The organism is Deltaproteobacteria bacterium, from assembly GCA_009929795.1.
Taxonomy (GTDB): Bacteria; Desulfobacterota; Desulfovibrionia; order Desulfovibrionales; family Desulfomicrobiaceae; genus RZZR01.
Map to the genome: position 1 here is coordinate 1 of RZZR01000054.1, position 16,702 is coordinate 16,702.

Consider the following 16,702-nt stretch of genomic DNA (forward strand, 5'->3'; position numbering starts at 1 on the left):
GCCCTGGCCCGGGCCGAGGCCTCGGGATCTTGCTCCATCTGGGAGACGAACATCCAGTCCTGGACCAGGAAGACCACCCAGGCCTGTTCCCGGTCCACGTTCATGGCCTGGGTCAGAAATTTCAAGGCCAAAGACATGTCATTCTCATGCAAGGCCCGTTCCGTGGCCTTGCGGGCGTACACCGAGGCGAATAGGGGGTTGTTCGTCTTTTGGATGAGCGAATTCAGGGCATCCCAGTCTCCGGATTCCAGGACCGAATCCCAAACTTGGTCTGGTTCCGGGATTCCCAGGGTGGCGCATCCCGGGTCCAGATCGCGGAACCTGGCCGCTTCGGGGAGAAGTTCCTCGGCAGGAACGCCGGCCCAGGAGGTGACCCGAAAGGCGAGTTCGCAATTGTGGGCCATGGCGCAGAGATCGTCCTGGGCCAGGTAGTTTTGCTGGCTCGACTCGAAGAGATGACGGGCGTCGCACCAGTCGCCCCGAAGGAACGCGACGACGAATTCCTGGCGCTGGATCGGGGCCAGGGCCAAGGATTCCGGAGGGGTGAAGGGCGGGATGTCCTTGCCGCCGCAGGAGGCGAGGCAGGCGGCCAGGACCAAAAAGAGCAGGCGGGTCGGTTTGGGCATGGTCTTTGTGTCCTTTGTTCAGGGGCTCGGCCAGTCACGATCCGTGGCCGGAGGCCTGCCCCGGTTCAGGGGCCAGGTGTTGTTCAGCCGTTCCAGGAGTTCGGTCCCCAGCCGGAGGGTGTACTCGCTCTTGCGCCGCAGGGTGATGAGGTCCGTTGTGGCGTTGCTGACGTTGGCGGTCAGGGCTTCGACATTGCTCAAGGTCGGCCCGAGGTCCTCACGCAGCCCGCGCATCTGGGCCAGGATGTCCTTGGCTTCCCTGATAAGTTCCAGAAGCTCTTTCTGCATGGGGGCGATGTCCTCGACCCTGGCCGTGGCGTTTCCCAGGAGAGACCCGGCCTGGGTCATTGCTTGGTCGGCCTGGCCCATGGCCTGGTCGGCCTGGGAGAGAATGCCTTCCAGCTTGAGGACCGGTTCCGGGGAAACCGCGATATAATGGATGAGCCCCTGTTCGTCGGTCAATTTGGACGACATGGTTTCCAGGTTGGCCAGAATCCGCTGGACCGGCCCATCCTCCTGAACGAAGATGTCGGTTATGGTCTTGACGTTGGCGACAATGGCCTTGAGATTTTCCATGACCGGCTGGGCCTCGGTCAAGAGCTCGCTGAGGCCTCCGACCTTGTTCAGGGCAATGGTCGATTCGGGTTCCAGTTCGGGGCTGGCATCCGATCCGGGAAGGACTTTCAAATAGCTGTTGCCGATGACGCCCTCCTGCTCCAGACTGATCCTGGTGTCTTCCCGGAACCATTTTCGATACTTTTCAAAGATGGAGATCTCGATTTTGATATGGTCCAGGGCGTCCAGGTTGACCCTCCGGACCTGGCCGATATTGAATCCCGACAGGCGGACCGGAATGCCGCGTTCGATGTTGTCGCCCGAGTCGGTCGTCACATAGAAGGTTATTGTTTCGGAAAAGAGATCCTTCTTGATGCCGATGTAGAAGACCGAAGCGACGGCGGTCAGAACGACCAGAAGAACGAACGAGCCGACCTTGAAGGCCATGGTGTCGAAACTTTGGGCCATTACGAGTCATCCGGAAGGTAAAAGGTTTCAAAGCCGAGTCCCTCGTAGGTCCGGAGGGATTTTTCGTGGCAGGATATCCACAGGGCCATGTCCGAGCTGATATTCTTCAGATATTCGAGAAGCAGGCGAAGATCCCAGATGCGGGGATACTCCATGAACACGGCCCGGCTGTCGCCGGCCAGACAGCGCAGAATGTGGGCCTTGAGCATTTCTTCCTGGGTCAGGGTTTCCTTGCGGCGGCCCATGGCCTCTCGCATGCCCAGAGCCTCGATGGTGGGGAGGATCCGGGCCGTGGCCGCGGCCAAGCCTCGATGGTTGGTGTACATATCTCCGAGGGTGATGTTTTCGATCATATTCAGATTGGACAGAAAGGGAAAGTCTTCATCGACGATGCCGACCACGGTCCGGGGAAGACCCATGAAAAACCGTTTCAATCCTGCCAACTGCCTTTCGGACGAAACGGCCAGGATTACCCGGGGGCCCATTGCTTTGAGCCCGTCGATGTCCAGAAAGGGTTCGGTCATGAGGTCACCAGGACAAAGAAGACTTCGATGGCCACGATAAAGGCCATGCCCTGCATCATGCCATGAATGAGCCTGATAGGCACCTCGCTGAAGGAGCGTTCGACCCGCATGCCTTTTTCCATGGCCACCAGGCCGACGCAGGCCCCCATGAGCAGTGGTTTGGTCGTGGCGATCAAAAAGCTCTCAATATGGAGGGCGTCCACTATCCGGTCCAGATAGTTGGCAAAGGTGATGTCGTGGAAATAGCCGAGGATGAAGAATCCGCCGAGCAGGGCGGTCAGGGTGAAGCAGAAGGTCAGGGTCACGGCCGACAGGGCGAAGGCCAGAAGGCGGGGCAGGAATATGTAGGAGTCGATGTCGATGTCCAGCATCTGCAAAGAATTGAGTTCCTTGTTGATCTTCATCAGGGCCACTTCGGCGATGACCGCCGAACCGGAGCGAAGCAGGAGGATAAGACTGCAGCCAAGAGGGGCTACTTCGTGCATTATGGCTGCGATCAGGTATCCCCCAATGCGGTCGTAGGCTCCGAGGCCGGTCAGAATGGACAGCAGATAGTGAACGGTGATGGAGCCGATGACCAGGGCGATGAACACGACGATGGGCAGGGCCTGGATGGCCGTGAAGTAGATCTGGCGGATCACGACCCGGCCCACGGCCGGATTCAGGACGCGAAGGCACAGAAGGGCGTTCAGGCATCCGGTGGCCAGCCAGGCGATCCGGTTCCAAAACTGGATTCTGGAGATGGTCCAGTGGCCCACGTCATGGACGATAGTTTGACGCATGAATCGTTCGTATCCACTTTTACGAGGCGTTGCAAATGGTTCGAGCCTTGTCCGGCCGGGTTTCGAATCCGGTCTTATGTCCTTGATTTCGCCCGTGTGAGGATATAAGGGGGATCGATTGTCATATTCAAGGGAGGAAGTATGAAATTCCAGGTGCTTGGCTGCTCCGGGTCCGGGCTTCCGGGCTATGCCCTGACGTCATTTCGCATCAACGACTCCGTTTTGCTCGATGCCGGAGCAGTCACCTCCCATCTGCCCTTGGAGGAGCAGGCCCAGATCACCGACGTTCTGGTGACCCACGCCCATCTGGACCATATCAAGGACATCCTGTTTCTGGCCGACAACCTCATTGAGCTGGTGGTCAGGGACGAGCACGGTCCGGTCCGGGTCCGGGGATTGGAGGACGTTCTGAACAGTATCAGGACTCACCTGATGAACGACACCATCTGGCCGGATTTTTCCATTCTGCCGGACCGCAAGCGTCCGGTCATCGTCTATACGCCCATGCGTCCCGGCGAGGAGGTTGAAATCGGGGATCTTTTGGCCACGGCCTTTCCTGTCTGCCACGCCAAGGCCGCTGCCGGGTATGTGGTCCGTGAAAAGGGGGCCGAGAGCGGCTTTGCCTTTACGGGCGACACCGGACCGACGGATGCATGGTGGAAGTTTTTGAACGGCCTGGAATACCGGCCCGGCCGTTTGATCATCGAAACCTCGTTTCCCAACGAGATGGAGGACCTGGCCCTCAAATCCAACCACCTGACTCCGAGACTTCTTCAGAAAGAGTTGGCCAAGCTCGAATTCATTCCCAAGATTTACATCTCCCACATGAAGTCCCCGTTTTCCTCGGCCATCCAGGAAGAGCTCCAGACCCATCTTGACGGCTACAACTATCACCTGCTCCGAGACGACGAAGTGTTCGAGTTCTAAACCTTTCCATGGTCCGAAATCGGCCCGTTTTTCCCGATTACCCAAGCCTTGTCGATCATCTGAACGGCATGGGCTGCTTTCACATGCGTCTTGGCCTGAGTCGTGTCCGGACGGCCCTGGAGCGTTTGGATATCGATCCTTCGCCGGCCATCCAGGTGGTGGGCACCAACGGCAAGGGGTCTACGGCCGTTTTCCTTGAAGCCCTAGCCAGGGGCCATGGGCTTCGTACCGGGTTGTATACCTCGCCGCACCTGGTATCGATCCGGGAACGAATAAAAATGAACGGGCGGGCATTGCCGGAAGCCGAGTGGGCCAGCCTGGCAACGCAGGTGTACGATGCCTGGCCTGAAGCGGATTTGACCTATTTCGAACTCTTGACGATCATGGCCCTTGTGGCTTTCAAGCGGCAGGGCGTGGATCTAGCGGTGTTCGAGGCCGGGCTGGGCGCGGCCAACGACGCCACCTCTGCCGTGCCTCCCATGTTGTCCGTCATCACTCCCATTGGCCTGGATCACCAACAGGTCATAGGGCCCGGTCTGGCGGACATCGCCAGGGACAAGGCCGCGACCCTGCGTGCACACGGCGGAGCCGTGAGCGGGCCGCAGGATCAGGTCGTCATGGATATTCTTCGGAGCAGGGCCAAGTCCGTGGGCGCTTTCCTGCACATGGCGGATGAATGGTGGACTCCCCGGGGGCAGGGGGCATTGTTCAATCCTTTGGGATGTCCGGAGGATGGCTTTTTCGTGCCGCGTTTCGGCCTGAGCGGTTCCTTCCAGGCCTCCAACGCCATGTTGGCCCTAGCGGCCTGGTGGCTGGCGGCCAAGGACCGGGGGTGGCCTTTCGAGATCGGCCCATGTATTCAGTCACTGGCCGACGCACGACATCCCGGCCGTTTCCAGTTTTTGGACGTCGGCCCTGGGTTTTTGGTGGACGGAGCCCACAACGAGCACGGTCTGACGGCCCTGGCGGCGGCCATGAGCATTTCGGGGATCGAGCCTGAAGGGGCAATTTTCGCCTGCCTGGGCGACAAGTCCGGCCTGACGGACATGATCCGAAACCTGGTTCGGGGGCCGATTCTCGTTCCTGGTCTGCCCGGCAATGAGCGGGCCCTGGATCCGAGCGCTTTGGCGGCGAAGATCGGAGGAAGACCTTTCGAAACCGTGGCCGAGGCCGTTCGCGCGGCTCTCGAATTGCCGGGTCCGGTGCTGGTCTGCGGTTCCCTGTATCTGGTCGGAGCGTTTCTGACCGAATTGAGCCGCATTTTCCCGGTCCTGGAGACTGGGCTGGAAGAATTCGTAAACGATGCGAGGAGCCAAGGGTGACGAATCTGTTTAGACATCTTCCGGCTGTGGACAAGGTTCTGGCCGAATTGGAGGCCGAAGCGGGTTTCGGCAGTTTTCCCCGCACGTTGTTGCGAGACCTGGTCGGCGAGTATCTCGATCTGTGCCGCGAGGAGATCAAGGCCGGCCGATACCGCGATCCGGCCGAATTGGCATGGGAGCGCCTGCGTCCGGCCGTCGTGGCCTATGTCCGCATGAAATCCAGGCCCCATTTTCGGCGGGTCCTAAACGGGGCCGGGGTGGTCGTGCACACCAACCTGGGGCGGTCCATCCTTGCCGAAACGGCCGCCAGAGCCGTCCAGGAGGCCTGCGCCCGATACTCGAACCTGGAGTTTTCCCTGACCACGGGCACGAGAGGGAGCAGATATTCCCACGTGGAAGGCCTGCTCTGCCAGTTGACCGGGGCCGAAGCCGGTCTGGTGGTCAACAACAACGCCGCGGCCGTGCTCATTGTCCTGGATACCCTGGCCAAGGGCCGCGAGGTTGTCGTGTCGCGGGGGCAATTGGTCGAAATCGGCGGATCGTTTCGCATTCCCGAGGTCATGGCCAAGAGCGGGGCCGTGCTGCGTGAGGTGGGTGCCACCAACCGGACCCACGCCCATGACTACGAGGGGGCCATCGGCGAGAACACCGCGGCGCTTTTGAAGGTGCACACCTCCAACTATCGGATCATCGGATTCCACAAGGAAGTTCCGCTGCCGGAATTGGTCGAGATCGGCCGTCGACACGGCCTGCCGGTCATCGAGGATCTTGGGAGCGGCAACCTGTTCGATTTTTCGGGACTGGGTCTCATGCCAGAGCCGACGGTCCAGCAGGTTTTGGCCTCGGGAGTCGACGTCGTTTCCTTCAGCGGGGACAAGCTTCTGGGGGGGCCTCAGGCCGGGATCATCCTCGGCCGGAGGGAATACGTCGACCGGATCAAGAAGAATCCCCTGAACCGGGCCGTGCGCACCGACAAGATGACCGTGGCCGCCCTGGAGGCCACCTTGCGCCTCTACCTCGATCCGGACAGGGCACGGTCCGAGGTCCCGACCTTGCGGATGATCACCATGGGCAGGGATGAACTTCTGCGGGCGGCGAGGCGGTTGAAGACCCGATTGGCCCGCGAATTGGGCGGCTTGGCCGGGATCAAACTTCGCGACGGCGTGTCACGGGTCGGTGGTGGGGCCTTTCCCGAGCAAGACCTGCCCACGGTCCTGGTGTCGGTTGAGCCCCGCGACGGCACCCAAGCCGACGACCTGAGAGAGCGGCTGCTGAGTACCGATCCGCCCTTGGTGGGCCGGATCGAAAAAGACCTTTTCTGCCTGGACCCCAGGACCCTGGGCAATGACGAATACGGGACCGTGGCTCGGGTTGTGCGCGAGGCCCTCGATTCCGGGTCAGGCACTGATTCGAAATGAACACGAAAGAGGACGACCATATGAGTGTCAAGGAATTTGAGACCAGAAGCTGCTGGGACGTTTATGCCTCCGAGGCCGACTGCCTGGCGATGGATGAACTTGCCGACCGCTACATGGATTTTTTATCGGTCAACAAGACCGAACGGGAAGTGGTGACCTGGGCCGTGGCGATGCTTGAAAAGGCCGGGTTCATCTCCGATCCGGGCACGGGTCGTTTTCTGACCGTGCATCGGGGCAAGACCCTGGTGGCCGCTCGCCGGGGCCGGCGCCCCTTGAGCCGGGGAAGCCGCATGGTCGGCTCCCATGCCGACAGCCCCAGGCTCGATCTCAAGCAGCATCCCCTGTACGAGGATTGCGACCTGGCCCTGGCCAAGACCCACTACTACGGCGGCATCCGCAAGTATCAATGGCTGGCCAGACCACTGGCCCTGCACGGCGTGGCCGTCAAGACCGACGGCCGGGTCGTTCCCGTGGTCGTCGGCGAGGACGAAAGGGACCCGGTCCTGGCCATTCCCGACCTTCTGCCTCATCTGGCCCACAAGCAGGTGGAGAAGAAGCTCTCCGAGGCCTTCGAGGCCGAGAAGCTGAACGTGGTCCTGGGCCATGTGCCCCTGTTTCTGGAAGGGGAGGACAAGAAGGACGGCCGTTTTAAAAAGGCCCTCTTGGAACTGCTTCGGGATCGCTTCGGACTGGAGGAGGAGGACCTCTTTTCGGCCGAACTGGAGATTGTCCCGGCCGGTCCGGCCCGCCGGGTTGGCCTGGACCGGGGACTCGTGGGCGGCTACGGCCAGGACGACCGCATCTGCGGGTTCACTTCTCTGGAGGCCTTTGTCCGGGCCAGTGATCCCGAGTTTACCCAGATCCTGATTCTTTGGGACAAGGAGGAGATCGGTTCCGAGGGGGCCACCGGGGCACAGTCCCGCATCTTCGAATACGCGATACAGGATTTGATCGAGGCCTGGGAGCCCAGGGCCAGTCTGCGCCAGGTCATGTTGAATATGAAGGCCTTGTCCGGAGACGTCCATGCGGCCATCGACCAGGATTACCAGGATCTGCACGACAAACTGAACGCCTCGTATCTCGGCCGGGGCCCGGTGATCTGCAAGTTCACCGGACACCGGGGCAAGTACGGGGCCAACGACGCCAGCGCCGAGTATGTGGGCTGGTTCCGCAACGTCCTCAACGTGGCCGGCGTACCCTGGCAGATGGCCGAACTGGGTAAGGTGGATCTGGGCGGCGGCGGCACCGTGGCTAAGCATCTGGCCGTGTACGGCATGGATATCGTGGACTTCGGGCCCGGGGTCCTGTCCATGCACAGCCCCTTCGAGATTTCCAGCGTGGCCGATCTGTTGGCCACGGTCCGGGCCTATGGGGCCTTTTTCAGGTCGTGAACGCCATGTGAACCCATTGAGGACATCATGTTCGACTCCCGTCCGTATTCACTGGACCGCATCTTCCGGCTGGGCGTGATGGTTCTCATACTCTGGGGGCTGGTCCGGCTTTTGGGATATCTGAGCGACGTACTCATTCCCTTTGCCGTGGCCCTGCTGCTGGCCTATGTCATGAACCCGCTGGTCACGCTTTTGCGCCGTTGGGTCCGCAGTCACATCCTGGCTGTATGGCTGGCCCTTCTGGCCATTCTCCTGGTCCTTGGCCTGATCACGAGTCTGGTGGTACCGTTGATGGTTTCCGAGGTCAGGCACATGGGCCAGCTTCTCAAGGAACTGGTGGACAACTCCAAGTTGGCCCAGCAGGCTGCCGAGAGGATGCCGGCCGACCTTTGGCAGTACATCCGCGATGTGGCGGCTAGGCCGGAAGTCCGGGAATTCTTCCAGCCCGAAAAAGTCATGGAACTGGCCCGGGAGGCCTTCCAAAAAATCTTGCCCGGATTCTTGGGCGTGCTCGCGGGCACGGCCACCATTCTGAGCGGGCTGATGGGCGTGTTCTTCGTCCTCATCTACTTGGTTTTTCTACTTCTGGACTACCAGAAGCTCAGTGAGGAGTGGAAGAACTATCTGCCCGAGACGTGGCGGGAGCCGGTCCTGAGCTTTCTTTTGGAGTTCAACCAGGGCATGAACCGCTATTTTCGGGCACAGGCCCTGGTGGCCTCCCTGGTGGGCGTGATGATGTCCGTGGGCTTCATGCTCATTGGCCTGCCCCTGGGTCTGCTTTTGGGCCTTCTGGTCGGAGTGTTGAACATGGTCCCCTATCTTCAGCTCGTGGCCCTGGTCCCGGCCTTTTTCCTTTCCCTGATGCACGCCCTGGAGACCGGGGGGAGTTTCTGGATCTCCCTGGGCCTGACCGGGCTGGTTTTCGCCGTAGTCCAGATCGTTCAGGATGTCTTTCTGAGTCCCAGGATCATGGGCAAGGTCATGGGCCTCAGTCCGGCCGTCATCCTCCTCTCCCTCTCCATTTGGGGCAAGCTCCTGGGCATTCTGGGCCTGCTTATCGCCCTGCCGGCGACATGCCTCCTTCTGGCCTACTACAAGCGGTTCCTCGCTTCGGCCGCCAGGACCTGACCAGGCGGACCAGGGTCTTTTGGTCTTCCGGATCGGGGTTCGGTGTGTAGCGCAGAGCCTCGTAGAGTTCCAGAATGCGTCCGGCCTCGGGGCCGAGGTCCGGTCTGGCCAGAACGATCATTCGCGACAAATCCCGGGGCCCGGCCCAGTCCGGAGTTGACAGCCCGGCCCTGGTCAACCTGGTCCGGAAACGGTTCATGGCCCGACGGACCGGGTCGGAGTCTCTATTTGGGCGAAGGCGCCAGAGGACGGCCAAACCCAGAATTCCGAGCCCCGTGACCAGAACGATGCCGACTCGGGCCAGAACCCCGAGCCAATCCCCTCTGTCGAGCTTGAGTCGTTTTAGGAGTTCCATCTGTCGGCGTCCGGAATAGTCCAACACCCATTGTTGCCAGAAGGTGTTAACCGCGTCGAGGCCGATCCGCAGTCCCCGGACTCCCTGGGCGACAAAGGCCGGGGCCTCGCCTTGGGCGATGAGGGGTAGATCTGACTGGGGAAAGGTGGCCTGCATGCCGAGTTCGATGCGGTCAGGGGCTACGGCCGAAGTTGGGTCGATCCGCACCCATCCACGGCCCTCGTACCAGACCTCGGTCCAGGCGTGGGCGTCCGAGGCCCGAAGGACGAGGAATTCGGTCAAGGGGTTGATTTCTCCTCCCTGGAATCCGACCACCACCCGGGCCGGGACCCCGGCGGCCCGCATGAGCACGGCAAAGGATGAGGCAAAGTGTTCGCAATAGCCCTGACGGGTCTCGAAGAGGAACCGGTCCACGGGTTCGTCTTCGAGCAGGGGTGGGCTCAGAGTGTAGATGAATTCTTCCCGGCGGATGAGATCCAGGGCGGCACGGACGATCTCCTGGGGAGGCATGCCTCGCCAGGCGGCGGCCAGGGTCCTGGCCTGGGGGAAACCGGTTTCCGGAAGCTGGAGGGCCTGGTTGGGAGGACCCGACGGTCCGGTCCGGTAGATCGTCGCCGATCGGGCCCGAAAGCGAAAGGTGTCGACCGGAGGACGTCTGGGCCGGACGAGGAAGCCTTCGGACAGAACGGCGTTGCCCGACGCGGCCATGGGGAGGTCCAGGGCCGGCAAAAACTCGGTGTGGTCGAATTCGACGGTGATCTCGTAGTCGATCGGCCCGGAAATGTCCTCGATTCGTTCCGTCGGCGGGGGAAGGCCTCTGCGGGATTCGACCCGCCAACCCGGGGTCCAGGCCATGCCGTCGAAAGAGTTCAGAACCAGGGCTCGGAAATAGCGCTGTCTCGAAGGTGGGACCGGTCCGGAGAATTTGACCCGGGCCGCCACGCTCGGAGAGAAGGCCAGGAAGTTGATGGATCCCGGGGCAAGGGTGTCGGTCAGGCCGGTGGAGGCCCCGGCGGCCGGGGCGGCCACTCCCCACAGTCCACCCTGGATTCGGGGGAAGACCAGGAACAGAATCGCAGCCAGGGGCAGGGCCTGGAGCATGAGCAGAGCCGTGGTCCTCGCGGCGGAGGCGGTGTCCGGCCCGGTCTGCTCGAGGCGGACCACGAGGGTCAGGATCAGTCCCGAGCAGATCATGGCGTACCCGGTCATGGGGAGGGTCTTGGCGAAGAGCAGGGCGGTGACGCTCAGAAAGAGGGAAATAAAGAGGATGAAGCGGCGGTCCGACGACCTTCCGAATTCCAGGAGTTTCAGGGAGAGCATGAGGGCGAGCATGGCCGCGCCCACGTCCCGGCCCACAAAACGTCCCGAGGTCAGGACCGCCGCGGCGCAGGCGGCCAGGGTCAGGATCAGCCGAAGCCAGCGGGGCACCTGAGGGACGAGCTTCAGCGACCAGAGGAAAAACCATGTTCCTGCGGCCATGCAGAAGACGATGATCCAGGCCGGGAGGTGGCCGAGGTGGCCCAGCAGGGAGGCGGCAAAGGCCAGGAGAAGGACCCGGTCTCCGGGTCGGGGATCAATTCTGGCCATGGAGAGCCAGGGCCTCCAGAGCCCGGTTTAAATGCCCCTTGCCCCGGGCCGGATCCAGGAATGTCGGGCCGAGGCGCAGGCCAAAGGCCAGGTCCGAGCCGTGGGCGTCGAGCACGGCCCGGGTCAGGCGGGAGAGTCGCTCCTCAAGATCGCGCCCCGGGGTGACCGCGAGATCGAGAATCAGCCCGTCGATCATGGAACCGCTCCTGAAGCTTCGGGTCGTCAGTCCCTGCTCGCGGGCCAGGGCCCTCCATTCGATTCTGCTTGGGGGGTCGCCGGGACGGTAGCGTCGCAGACCCTGGAATTCGTCGGCCGGCACATCCCGGCCAAGCTCTGTTTTGGTCCTGAGCAGGGCCAGGGGAAGGGAATCCCGCGCCGGGGCCGGATAGACCAGAACCTTGGCCTCCGGGTCGGGCCGTGACCAAGCCCGGAATAGGCCTAGGGGAAAGCGGGTTTCGACCAGGACCGGTCCGGGTCTGAGCCAGCCCCGGCGCGGGGCAGTGATACCGATCTCGACCTCAGCGGTGGAGCCGGGTTTCAAAGCGGCCCTCGATGTGGCCGTACCCCGAAACGAGAGGTCCAGGGCCTGTCTCGAGCGATGCCCGGCCCTGACAAGCACCCGGAACGTGGCCACATTGCCCGCGAAGACCGGTTCGGCCTTGGTTCCGACCAGGGACAGGCCGGAGAGTTCGCGGTAGGTGGCCAGGGTGGACAGAAAGGCGGTTCCGGCCAGAAGAAAGACCATGAAGTACGTCAGATTGTTGTCGTAGTTAATGGAGATGAGGAGCAGGGCCAAAAGGAGTAGGCCGAACCAGATCCCGGCTCGAGTGGGAAGGATGAAGATGTCCCGGCGGGTCAGAACGATGGGGAGAGGCCCGGCGGTCCGGCCTTTCAGGAAGGTGTCCAGGGCCGGCATGGTCCGGCCGATGAGGTTTCGGAGGATCACGGCAGGGGGACGGAGTGGAGGATGTCGGTCAGGTCCCCGGCCGAGAGTTCGCGCAGGTCCGGACCTTTGAGCCGGTGTCCTGCCACGTGGGAAAACACGGCCTGGACGTCCTCGGGCAAGGCGTGGTCCCGGCCCTGGAGGAGGGCCCAGGCCCTGGCGGCCTGCAGAATGCCCAGACCGGCCCTGGGCGAGAGTCCGGTCTGAATTCGGTCATTGTGACGGGTGGCCTCGAGAAGGTCCAGGACATAGGCGATCAGGGGCTTGGAGGCGTGAATGGCGGCCACGATGTCCTGCAGTTCACGGACCTTCTGGGGCGTGGTCACGGCCTGGGGCAAGGGGGCTCCTGTCCAGGCCTGGTCCCGGTTCAGGAGCAGGGTTTCGGCGTCCCGTCCTGGGTAGCCGAGGCTGATCCGGAGCAGAAAGCGGTCCAGTTGCGACTCGGGCAAAGGGAAAGTTCCAGCCTGTTCCTGGGGGTTCTGGGTGGCGATGACAAAAAAGGGTTCGGGCAGGGGCCTGGCCTGGCCCTCGACGGTGACCTGGCGTTCTTCCATGGCCTCCAAGAGGGCCGACTGGGTGCGGGGGGTGGCCCGGTTGATCTCGTCGGCCAGGAGTATGCTGGTGAAGACCGGGCCTTCGTGAAAGACGAACCGGCCGGTGTCCCGGTCAAAGATCGAGGCCCCGACAATATCGCCCGGGAGCAGGTCGTTGGTGAATTGGACCCGCTTGAAGTCGAGGCCCAAGGCCGTGGACAGGGCTCTGGCCAAGGTGGTCTTGCCGATGCCGGGAATGTCCTCGATAAGGAGGTGTCCTCCGGCCAGGAGGCAGGCCAGAGCCAGGCGAGTCTCCCGGGCTTTGCCCAAGATGCTTCGTTCCACCGAGGAAAGGATCTCGGTCACGGTTCGGGTGGAAATCGGGCCGGGAACGGCCATAGTTTTCTCCTGTTTCGAGGTTGGGTCAACGAAGGTATCATAGGGACCGTTCGGACAAAGGCAAGGGCCGGAAAGTCCTTTCTTGACCACGGGCCTGGCCTGGCCCATAGTCATCCACCCATTCGGATTTCGAGAATGATCATGACCCCGTCCTTCGTGCACATCGCCCTGTTTTCGGCTCCATACGGTCCGTTGACCTATGCCGTACCCGTTCAGCCCGAGGGCCTGGACTGGTCCGTGGGACTTCGGGTTTTGGTTCCGGTGGGACACGGCGTCCGGGCTGGAGTCGTGGTCGGACACAGTTCGTCAGCTCCCGAGGGGATGGTCGTCAAACCCGTGCTCTGGCCCCTTGAGCTCAGGCCATTGCTGAAGGCGGATTACCTGGACATGGCCAGGCAATTGGAGCTGCGCCAGGCCGATCCGGTCGGGAAGATTCTCGGCCATGTCATCCCTCGAGAGTTCAGGCGGGCAGATCCTGTATTCGAGTTGGGTCCGGGGGAAATTCTGGACGTGACCGCCCTTGCCGCGGGGGGGGAGGCCGACCGGAGAGCCTGGGGACTGGCCTGGAATCGGGGTGAGATGCGGGTCAAATTCAGCCGTCCTCGAACCGATCCGATCTGTCGGGTGGCCAAGGATCCGCCGTGGTCCCTGATGCCGGCAGCCAAGCGTCAATGGCGGATCATGGAGCTTCTCTGGGAGCGTGGGCAGATTTCTCGGTCAGAATTGACAAGGGCTTTGGGCAGGGACGTGCCGACGGTCTTGCGGGCCCTGGAGGCACGGGGGCTGGTCACGGTCCGCAACGAAGGTGGGGATGATTCAGGGCCGATATCCGTTGAACCCGTGGTCCGACACGTCCCCAACCAGGAGCAGGCCTCGGCCGTCTCGGCCATGCTCGACCTGTTCACGGAAGACAGGCCCAGAGCCGTCCTGCTCCACGGGGTTACCGGAAGTGGCAAGACCCTGGTTTATCTGGAGACGATCCGCTTTTGTTTGGAAGCGGGGCGCTGGGCCATGCTCCTGGCTCCGGAGATCGCCATTGCCCTCCAGCTCCAGGCCCAGGCCCGGGCCCTGCTCGGGCCGGAGCGGGTCCTGCTTTTTCACGGGTCCCTGCCCCAGGGTTCCAGACAAAGGATCTTCGAGAAGGTTGCGGTCGGCGGTGAGCCTCGTTGTGTGGTCGGAACCCGCTCGGCCTTGTTTTTGCCCATGCCCGATCCGGGGGTGGTCGTCCTGGACGAGGAGCACGACGCCTCCTTCAAGCAGGACGAACGGTTGGTCTATCACGCCAAGGATCTGGCCTGGTTCAGGATTCACCGTTCCAAGGGACTGATGGTCCTCGGCTCGGCAACTCCGGACGTCAAGACCTTTCACTCGTCCCAAAACGGGGCCATCGCCCGGGTAGAACTCGCCGGCCGGGTTGGGCCGGTGACCCTGCCCCGGGTCCGGCTGGTGGACCTGACAGTAAACGTGCCGATCCGAGGTCCGCTTTCTGCCCCCTGCCACCAGGCCTTGATGGCCACCCTGGAGGCCGGGCATCAGGCCATCATCATGCACAACCGTCGGGGCTACTCTCCGGTCTTGGTCTGCGAGGACTGCAACGAGCCGGCCCGCTGCGAGCACTGCCACGTCAGTCTGACCTTCCACAAGGCCAGAAACAGGGCCGTCTGCCATTATTGTGGCCAATCGGTCCCCGTGCCTCTGGTCTGCGCGTCGTGCGGCTCGACCTCGTTTCTTCCCATGGGCACGGGTACGGAAAAATTGGAGGAGTACCTGAGTTCCCATCTGCCGCCGGAAACAGGGGTCCTGCGTCTCGACCGGGACACATCCAGGCGGCAGGGCAGCATGGAAGACATTCTGGAGGCCTTTGCCCGGGGCAGGTCTCAGGTCCTCGTGGGTACCCAGATGCTCAGCAAGGGACATGATTTTCCGAACGTGACCCTGGTATTGGTCATCGACGCCGATCTGGGCCTGAGCCTTCCCGACTACCGGGCAACGGAGCGGACCTTCCAGTTGTTGGTCCAGGTGGCCGGCCGGGCTGGGCGGGGAGCATCTCCCGGCGAGGTCTATATCCAGACCCGAAACCCCGATCATTATCTCTGGACGTACGTGCTCGGCAATGACTACGAGGGATTTTATGGCCGGGAGATCGGACTCAGGGGGCGGATGTCCTATCCTCCTTTTGTCCGGCTGGGTCTTATTCGGTTCGCCTATCCGGTCCGCTGGCCCAAGGGGCAGGATCTGGTGGAGGAGATCGGGCGGGCCCTTCGGGACAGGGCGTTGACGGTGGGGGCCAGGGTCCTGGGGCCGGCCCCGGCCCCGCTGGCTCTTCTCAAGGGCCGACTCCGACAGCAGTGCATGATCAAGGCCCAGGACTGGGGGGCGATCCGGGACCTTTATCGTTTGGCCGAGGGAATGATCGGGACGGAACGGCGGATGCGGATCGTTCTCGATCTCGATCCGGTCAGCATGCTCTGAGCAATTTCGCTCGCATGAGGGGCTCGTTCAGGGCTCAGAGAGTTTTCGCCGCCCTGATCCGGCGGCGGCTACAAGGGCTTCGACTTCCTCGGCGGTCAATTTCCTCCAGCGGCCGACGCGGAGACCTCCCAGTCGCAACGGTCCCACGGCCACCCGCATCAGGCGGACCACATTAAGCCCCACATCCCGGCACATTCGTCTGATTTGCCTGTTGACTCCCTGAATGAGCACCATCTCGAGTCTGGTTCGGTTTTTCCCCCGGCGCTCTAGAACATGGACCGAGACCGGGGCCAAATGATCCCCCTCGGCCAGGGTCATGCCATGGCGCATGAGATCGAGATCCCTGTCCCGGACCTCTCCGTCCACGGTGACGTGATAGATTTTGGGATGATGGAACCCCGGGTGGGTCAGACGCAGAGCCAGGTCTCCGTCGGTGGTCAGGATGAGCAATCCCTCGGAACCGGCGTCGAGGCGGCCGACCGGAAAGACCCGCCGTTCGCGCATGTTCGGGTCCAGGAGATCGAGGACGGTTCTACGGCCCTGGGGGTCATTGGCTGTGGTCAGCACGCCTCGGGGCTTGTTCAGCATGAGGTAGACGTGTTCGCGGAGAGGAGAGGGCAGAGGTCGGCCGTTCACGGTGACGGCACGGTCCGGGGAAACCTTGGTCCCGGGGTTGTCCTCGACCCGTCCGTCGATCCGGACCCGGCCTTGGCGGATGAGTTCGTCGGCGTGTCGGCGAGAGCAGACCCCGGCTGAGGCCAGAAGCTTGTTCAGACGGACCGGTTCGCGGTCCGGTCCGGAGGTCATGGCCTTTGGCCTCGCGCTAGGGCCTGGGCCTGCAGTTCGCGAAGAATCCGGCCGGATTCCGCACCGAGATTTTGGGATTCGGGCGGCAGATGGACGCTCCGGATCAGATCCCAGTCCCTGGCCATGTCCGCAACGATGTCCGGACCGTTGTCGGCCACAACCAGTGCTGCCAGTCGCCGAAGATCGTCGGGACCGTTCAGGAGGTCCAGCAGGTCCACCCTGGTCCCACAACGAAGTTCCGGGTAGCGGGCGGCCTTCATATGCAAAACGGCGGCCAGCCTTCCGGCCCGGAGAAAAACCTTGGGCAGACGCAGGCGCAGGGCCAGGGATTCGGCCGGTTCATGACCTTCCGCATCGTGACCGTGGTGCCTTGGCCAAAGTTTCGGGTTGGTGCGGGCCTTGCCCAGATCGTGGCACAGGCCCATCCAGACGGACAGGGGATCCCCGGCCAGTCGGTCCATGACC

14 protein-coding genes are annotated in these 16,702 nt (G+C 62.5%); 6 read left to right on the forward strand and 8 right to left on the reverse strand.

Annotation, left to right across the window (positions count from 1 at the left end; genetic code table 11):
* From EOM25_07605 to EOM25_07620, 4 genes are all read right to left on the reverse strand, one after another.
* A partial coding sequence (locus tag EOM25_07605) for a hypothetical protein (GenBank protein NCC25050.1) occupies window positions 1–626 on the reverse strand: 626 nt, incomplete at its 3' end.
* Between the two features lie 18 nt (window positions 627–644).
* Entirely contained in the window at window positions 645–1,649 is a 1,005-nt protein-coding gene (locus tag EOM25_07610; protein ID NCC25051.1) for an MCE family protein, read from the reverse strand.
* Entirely contained in the window at window positions 1,649–2,173 is a 525-nt protein-coding gene (locus tag EOM25_07615; protein ID NCC25052.1) for a hypothetical protein, read from the reverse strand. Before EOM25_07615 ends, EOM25_07610 begins: the two co-directional genes overlap by 1 nt.
* Window positions 2,170–2,955: an ABC transporter permease gene (locus tag EOM25_07620; protein ID NCC25053.1), complete on the reverse strand. Its 786-nt coding sequence runs from the start codon at window positions 2,953–2,955 to the stop codon at window positions 2,170–2,172. The genes EOM25_07615 and EOM25_07620 overlap by 4 nt, the downstream gene beginning before the upstream one ends.
* Before the next feature lie 141 nt (window positions 2,956–3,096).
* Here EOM25_07620 and EOM25_07625 point away from each other — a divergent pair, with 141 nt between their 5' ends.
* From EOM25_07625 to EOM25_07645, 5 genes are read left to right on the forward strand one after another with little or no spacing between them, the layout of a single operon-like run.
* On the forward strand, window positions 3,097–3,882 hold the full coding sequence (locus tag EOM25_07625; GenBank protein ID NCC25054.1) for a 3',5'-cyclic-nucleotide phosphodiesterase: 786 nt from the start codon (window positions 3,097–3,099) through the stop codon (window positions 3,880–3,882).
* 8 nt (window positions 3,883–3,890) lie between these two features.
* Window positions 3,891–5,204 (forward strand): bifunctional folylpolyglutamate synthase/dihydrofolate synthase, encoded by a 1,314-nt coding sequence (locus tag EOM25_07630; protein NCC25055.1) that lies wholly within the window; start codon window positions 3,891–3,893, stop codon window positions 5,202–5,204.
* On the forward strand, window positions 5,201–6,622 hold the full coding sequence (locus EOM25_07635) for an L-seryl-tRNA(Sec) selenium transferase (protein NCC25056.1): 1,422 nt from the start codon (window positions 5,201–5,203) through the stop codon (window positions 6,620–6,622). The genes EOM25_07630 and EOM25_07635 overlap by 4 nt, the downstream gene beginning before the upstream one ends.
* Window positions 6,619–8,013, forward strand: coding sequence for an aminopeptidase (locus EOM25_07640; protein ID NCC25057.1), 1,395 nt, complete (start codon window positions 6,619–6,621; stop codon window positions 8,011–8,013). The genes EOM25_07635 and EOM25_07640 overlap by 4 nt, the downstream gene beginning before the upstream one ends.
* A 24-nt stretch (window positions 8,014–8,037) precedes the next feature.
* Window positions 8,038–9,141, forward strand: coding sequence for an AI-2E family transporter (locus EOM25_07645; GenBank protein ID NCC25058.1), 1,104 nt, complete (start codon window positions 8,038–8,040; stop codon window positions 9,139–9,141).
* On the opposite strand, the gene EOM25_07650 is transcribed toward EOM25_07645, so the two are convergent.
* Genes EOM25_07650 through EOM25_07660 form a run of 3 tightly spaced genes read right to left on the reverse strand, consistent with a single transcriptional unit; the run spans window position 9,068 to window position 12,958 of the window.
* Window positions 9,068–11,083 (reverse strand): DUF3488 domain-containing protein, encoded by a 2,016-nt coding sequence (locus EOM25_07650; GenBank protein ID NCC25059.1) that lies wholly within the window; start codon window positions 11,081–11,083, stop codon window positions 9,068–9,070. The two genes, EOM25_07645 and EOM25_07650, sit on opposite strands and share 74 nt — an antisense overlap.
* Window positions 11,070–12,029, reverse strand: coding sequence for a DUF58 domain-containing protein (locus tag EOM25_07655; GenBank protein ID NCC25060.1), 960 nt, complete (start codon window positions 12,027–12,029; stop codon window positions 11,070–11,072). The genes EOM25_07650 and EOM25_07655 overlap by 14 nt, the downstream gene beginning before the upstream one ends.
* Entirely contained in the window at window positions 12,026–12,958 is a 933-nt protein-coding gene (locus tag EOM25_07660; GenBank protein NCC25061.1) for a MoxR family ATPase, read from the reverse strand. Before EOM25_07660 ends, EOM25_07655 begins: the two co-directional genes overlap by 4 nt.
* 135 nt (window positions 12,959–13,093) lie before the next feature.
* On the opposite strand from EOM25_07660, the gene priA reads away from it, so the two are divergent.
* Window positions 13,094–15,430 (forward strand): primosomal protein N', encoded by a 2,337-nt coding sequence (gene priA / locus EOM25_07665; protein NCC25062.1) that lies wholly within the window; start codon window positions 13,094–13,096, stop codon window positions 15,428–15,430.
* A gap of 27 nt (window positions 15,431–15,457) precedes the next feature.
* Here priA and EOM25_07670 read toward each other — a convergent pair whose 3' ends face one another.
* Entirely contained in the window at window positions 15,458–16,237 is a 780-nt protein-coding gene (locus tag EOM25_07670; GenBank protein ID NCC25063.1) for an rRNA pseudouridine synthase, read from the reverse strand.
* Window positions 16,238–16,702 lie beyond the last annotated feature (465 nt).

Bases quoted from the DNA above. Each gene is read 5' to 3' on its own strand.
- EOM25_07610 (NCC25051.1), bottom strand. From the start codon at position 1,649: ATGGCCCAAAGTTTCGACACCATGGCCTTCAAGGTCGGCTCGTTCGTT.
- EOM25_07615 (NCC25052.1), bottom strand. From the start codon at position 2,173: ATGACCGAACCCTTTCTGGACATCGACGGGCTCAAAGCAATGGGCCCC.
- EOM25_07620 (NCC25053.1), bottom strand. From the start codon at position 2,955: ATGCGTCAAACTATCGTCCATGACGTGGGCCACTGGACCATCTCCAGA.
- EOM25_07625 (NCC25054.1), top strand. From the start codon at position 3,097: ATGAAATTCCAGGTGCTTGGCTGCTCCGGGTCCGGGCTTCCGGGCTAT.
- EOM25_07630 (NCC25055.1), top strand. From the start codon at position 3,891: ATGGTCCGAAATCGGCCCGTTTTTCCCGATTACCCAAGCCTTGTCGAT.
- EOM25_07640 (NCC25057.1), top strand. From the start codon at position 6,619: ATGAACACGAAAGAGGACGACCATATGAGTGTCAAGGAATTTGAGACC.
- EOM25_07650 (NCC25059.1), bottom strand. From the start codon at position 11,083: ATGGCCAGAATTGATCCCCGACCCGGAGACCGGGTCCTTCTCCTGGCC.
- EOM25_07660 (NCC25061.1), bottom strand. From the start codon at position 12,958: ATGGCCGTTCCCGGCCCGATTTCCACCCGAACCGTGACCGAGATCCTT.
- priA (NCC25062.1), top strand. From the start codon at position 13,094: ATGATCATGACCCCGTCCTTCGTGCACATCGCCCTGTTTTCGGCTCCA.
- EOM25_07670 (NCC25063.1), bottom strand. From the start codon at position 16,237: ATGACCTCCGGACCGGACCGCGAACCGGTCCGTCTGAACAAGCTTCTG.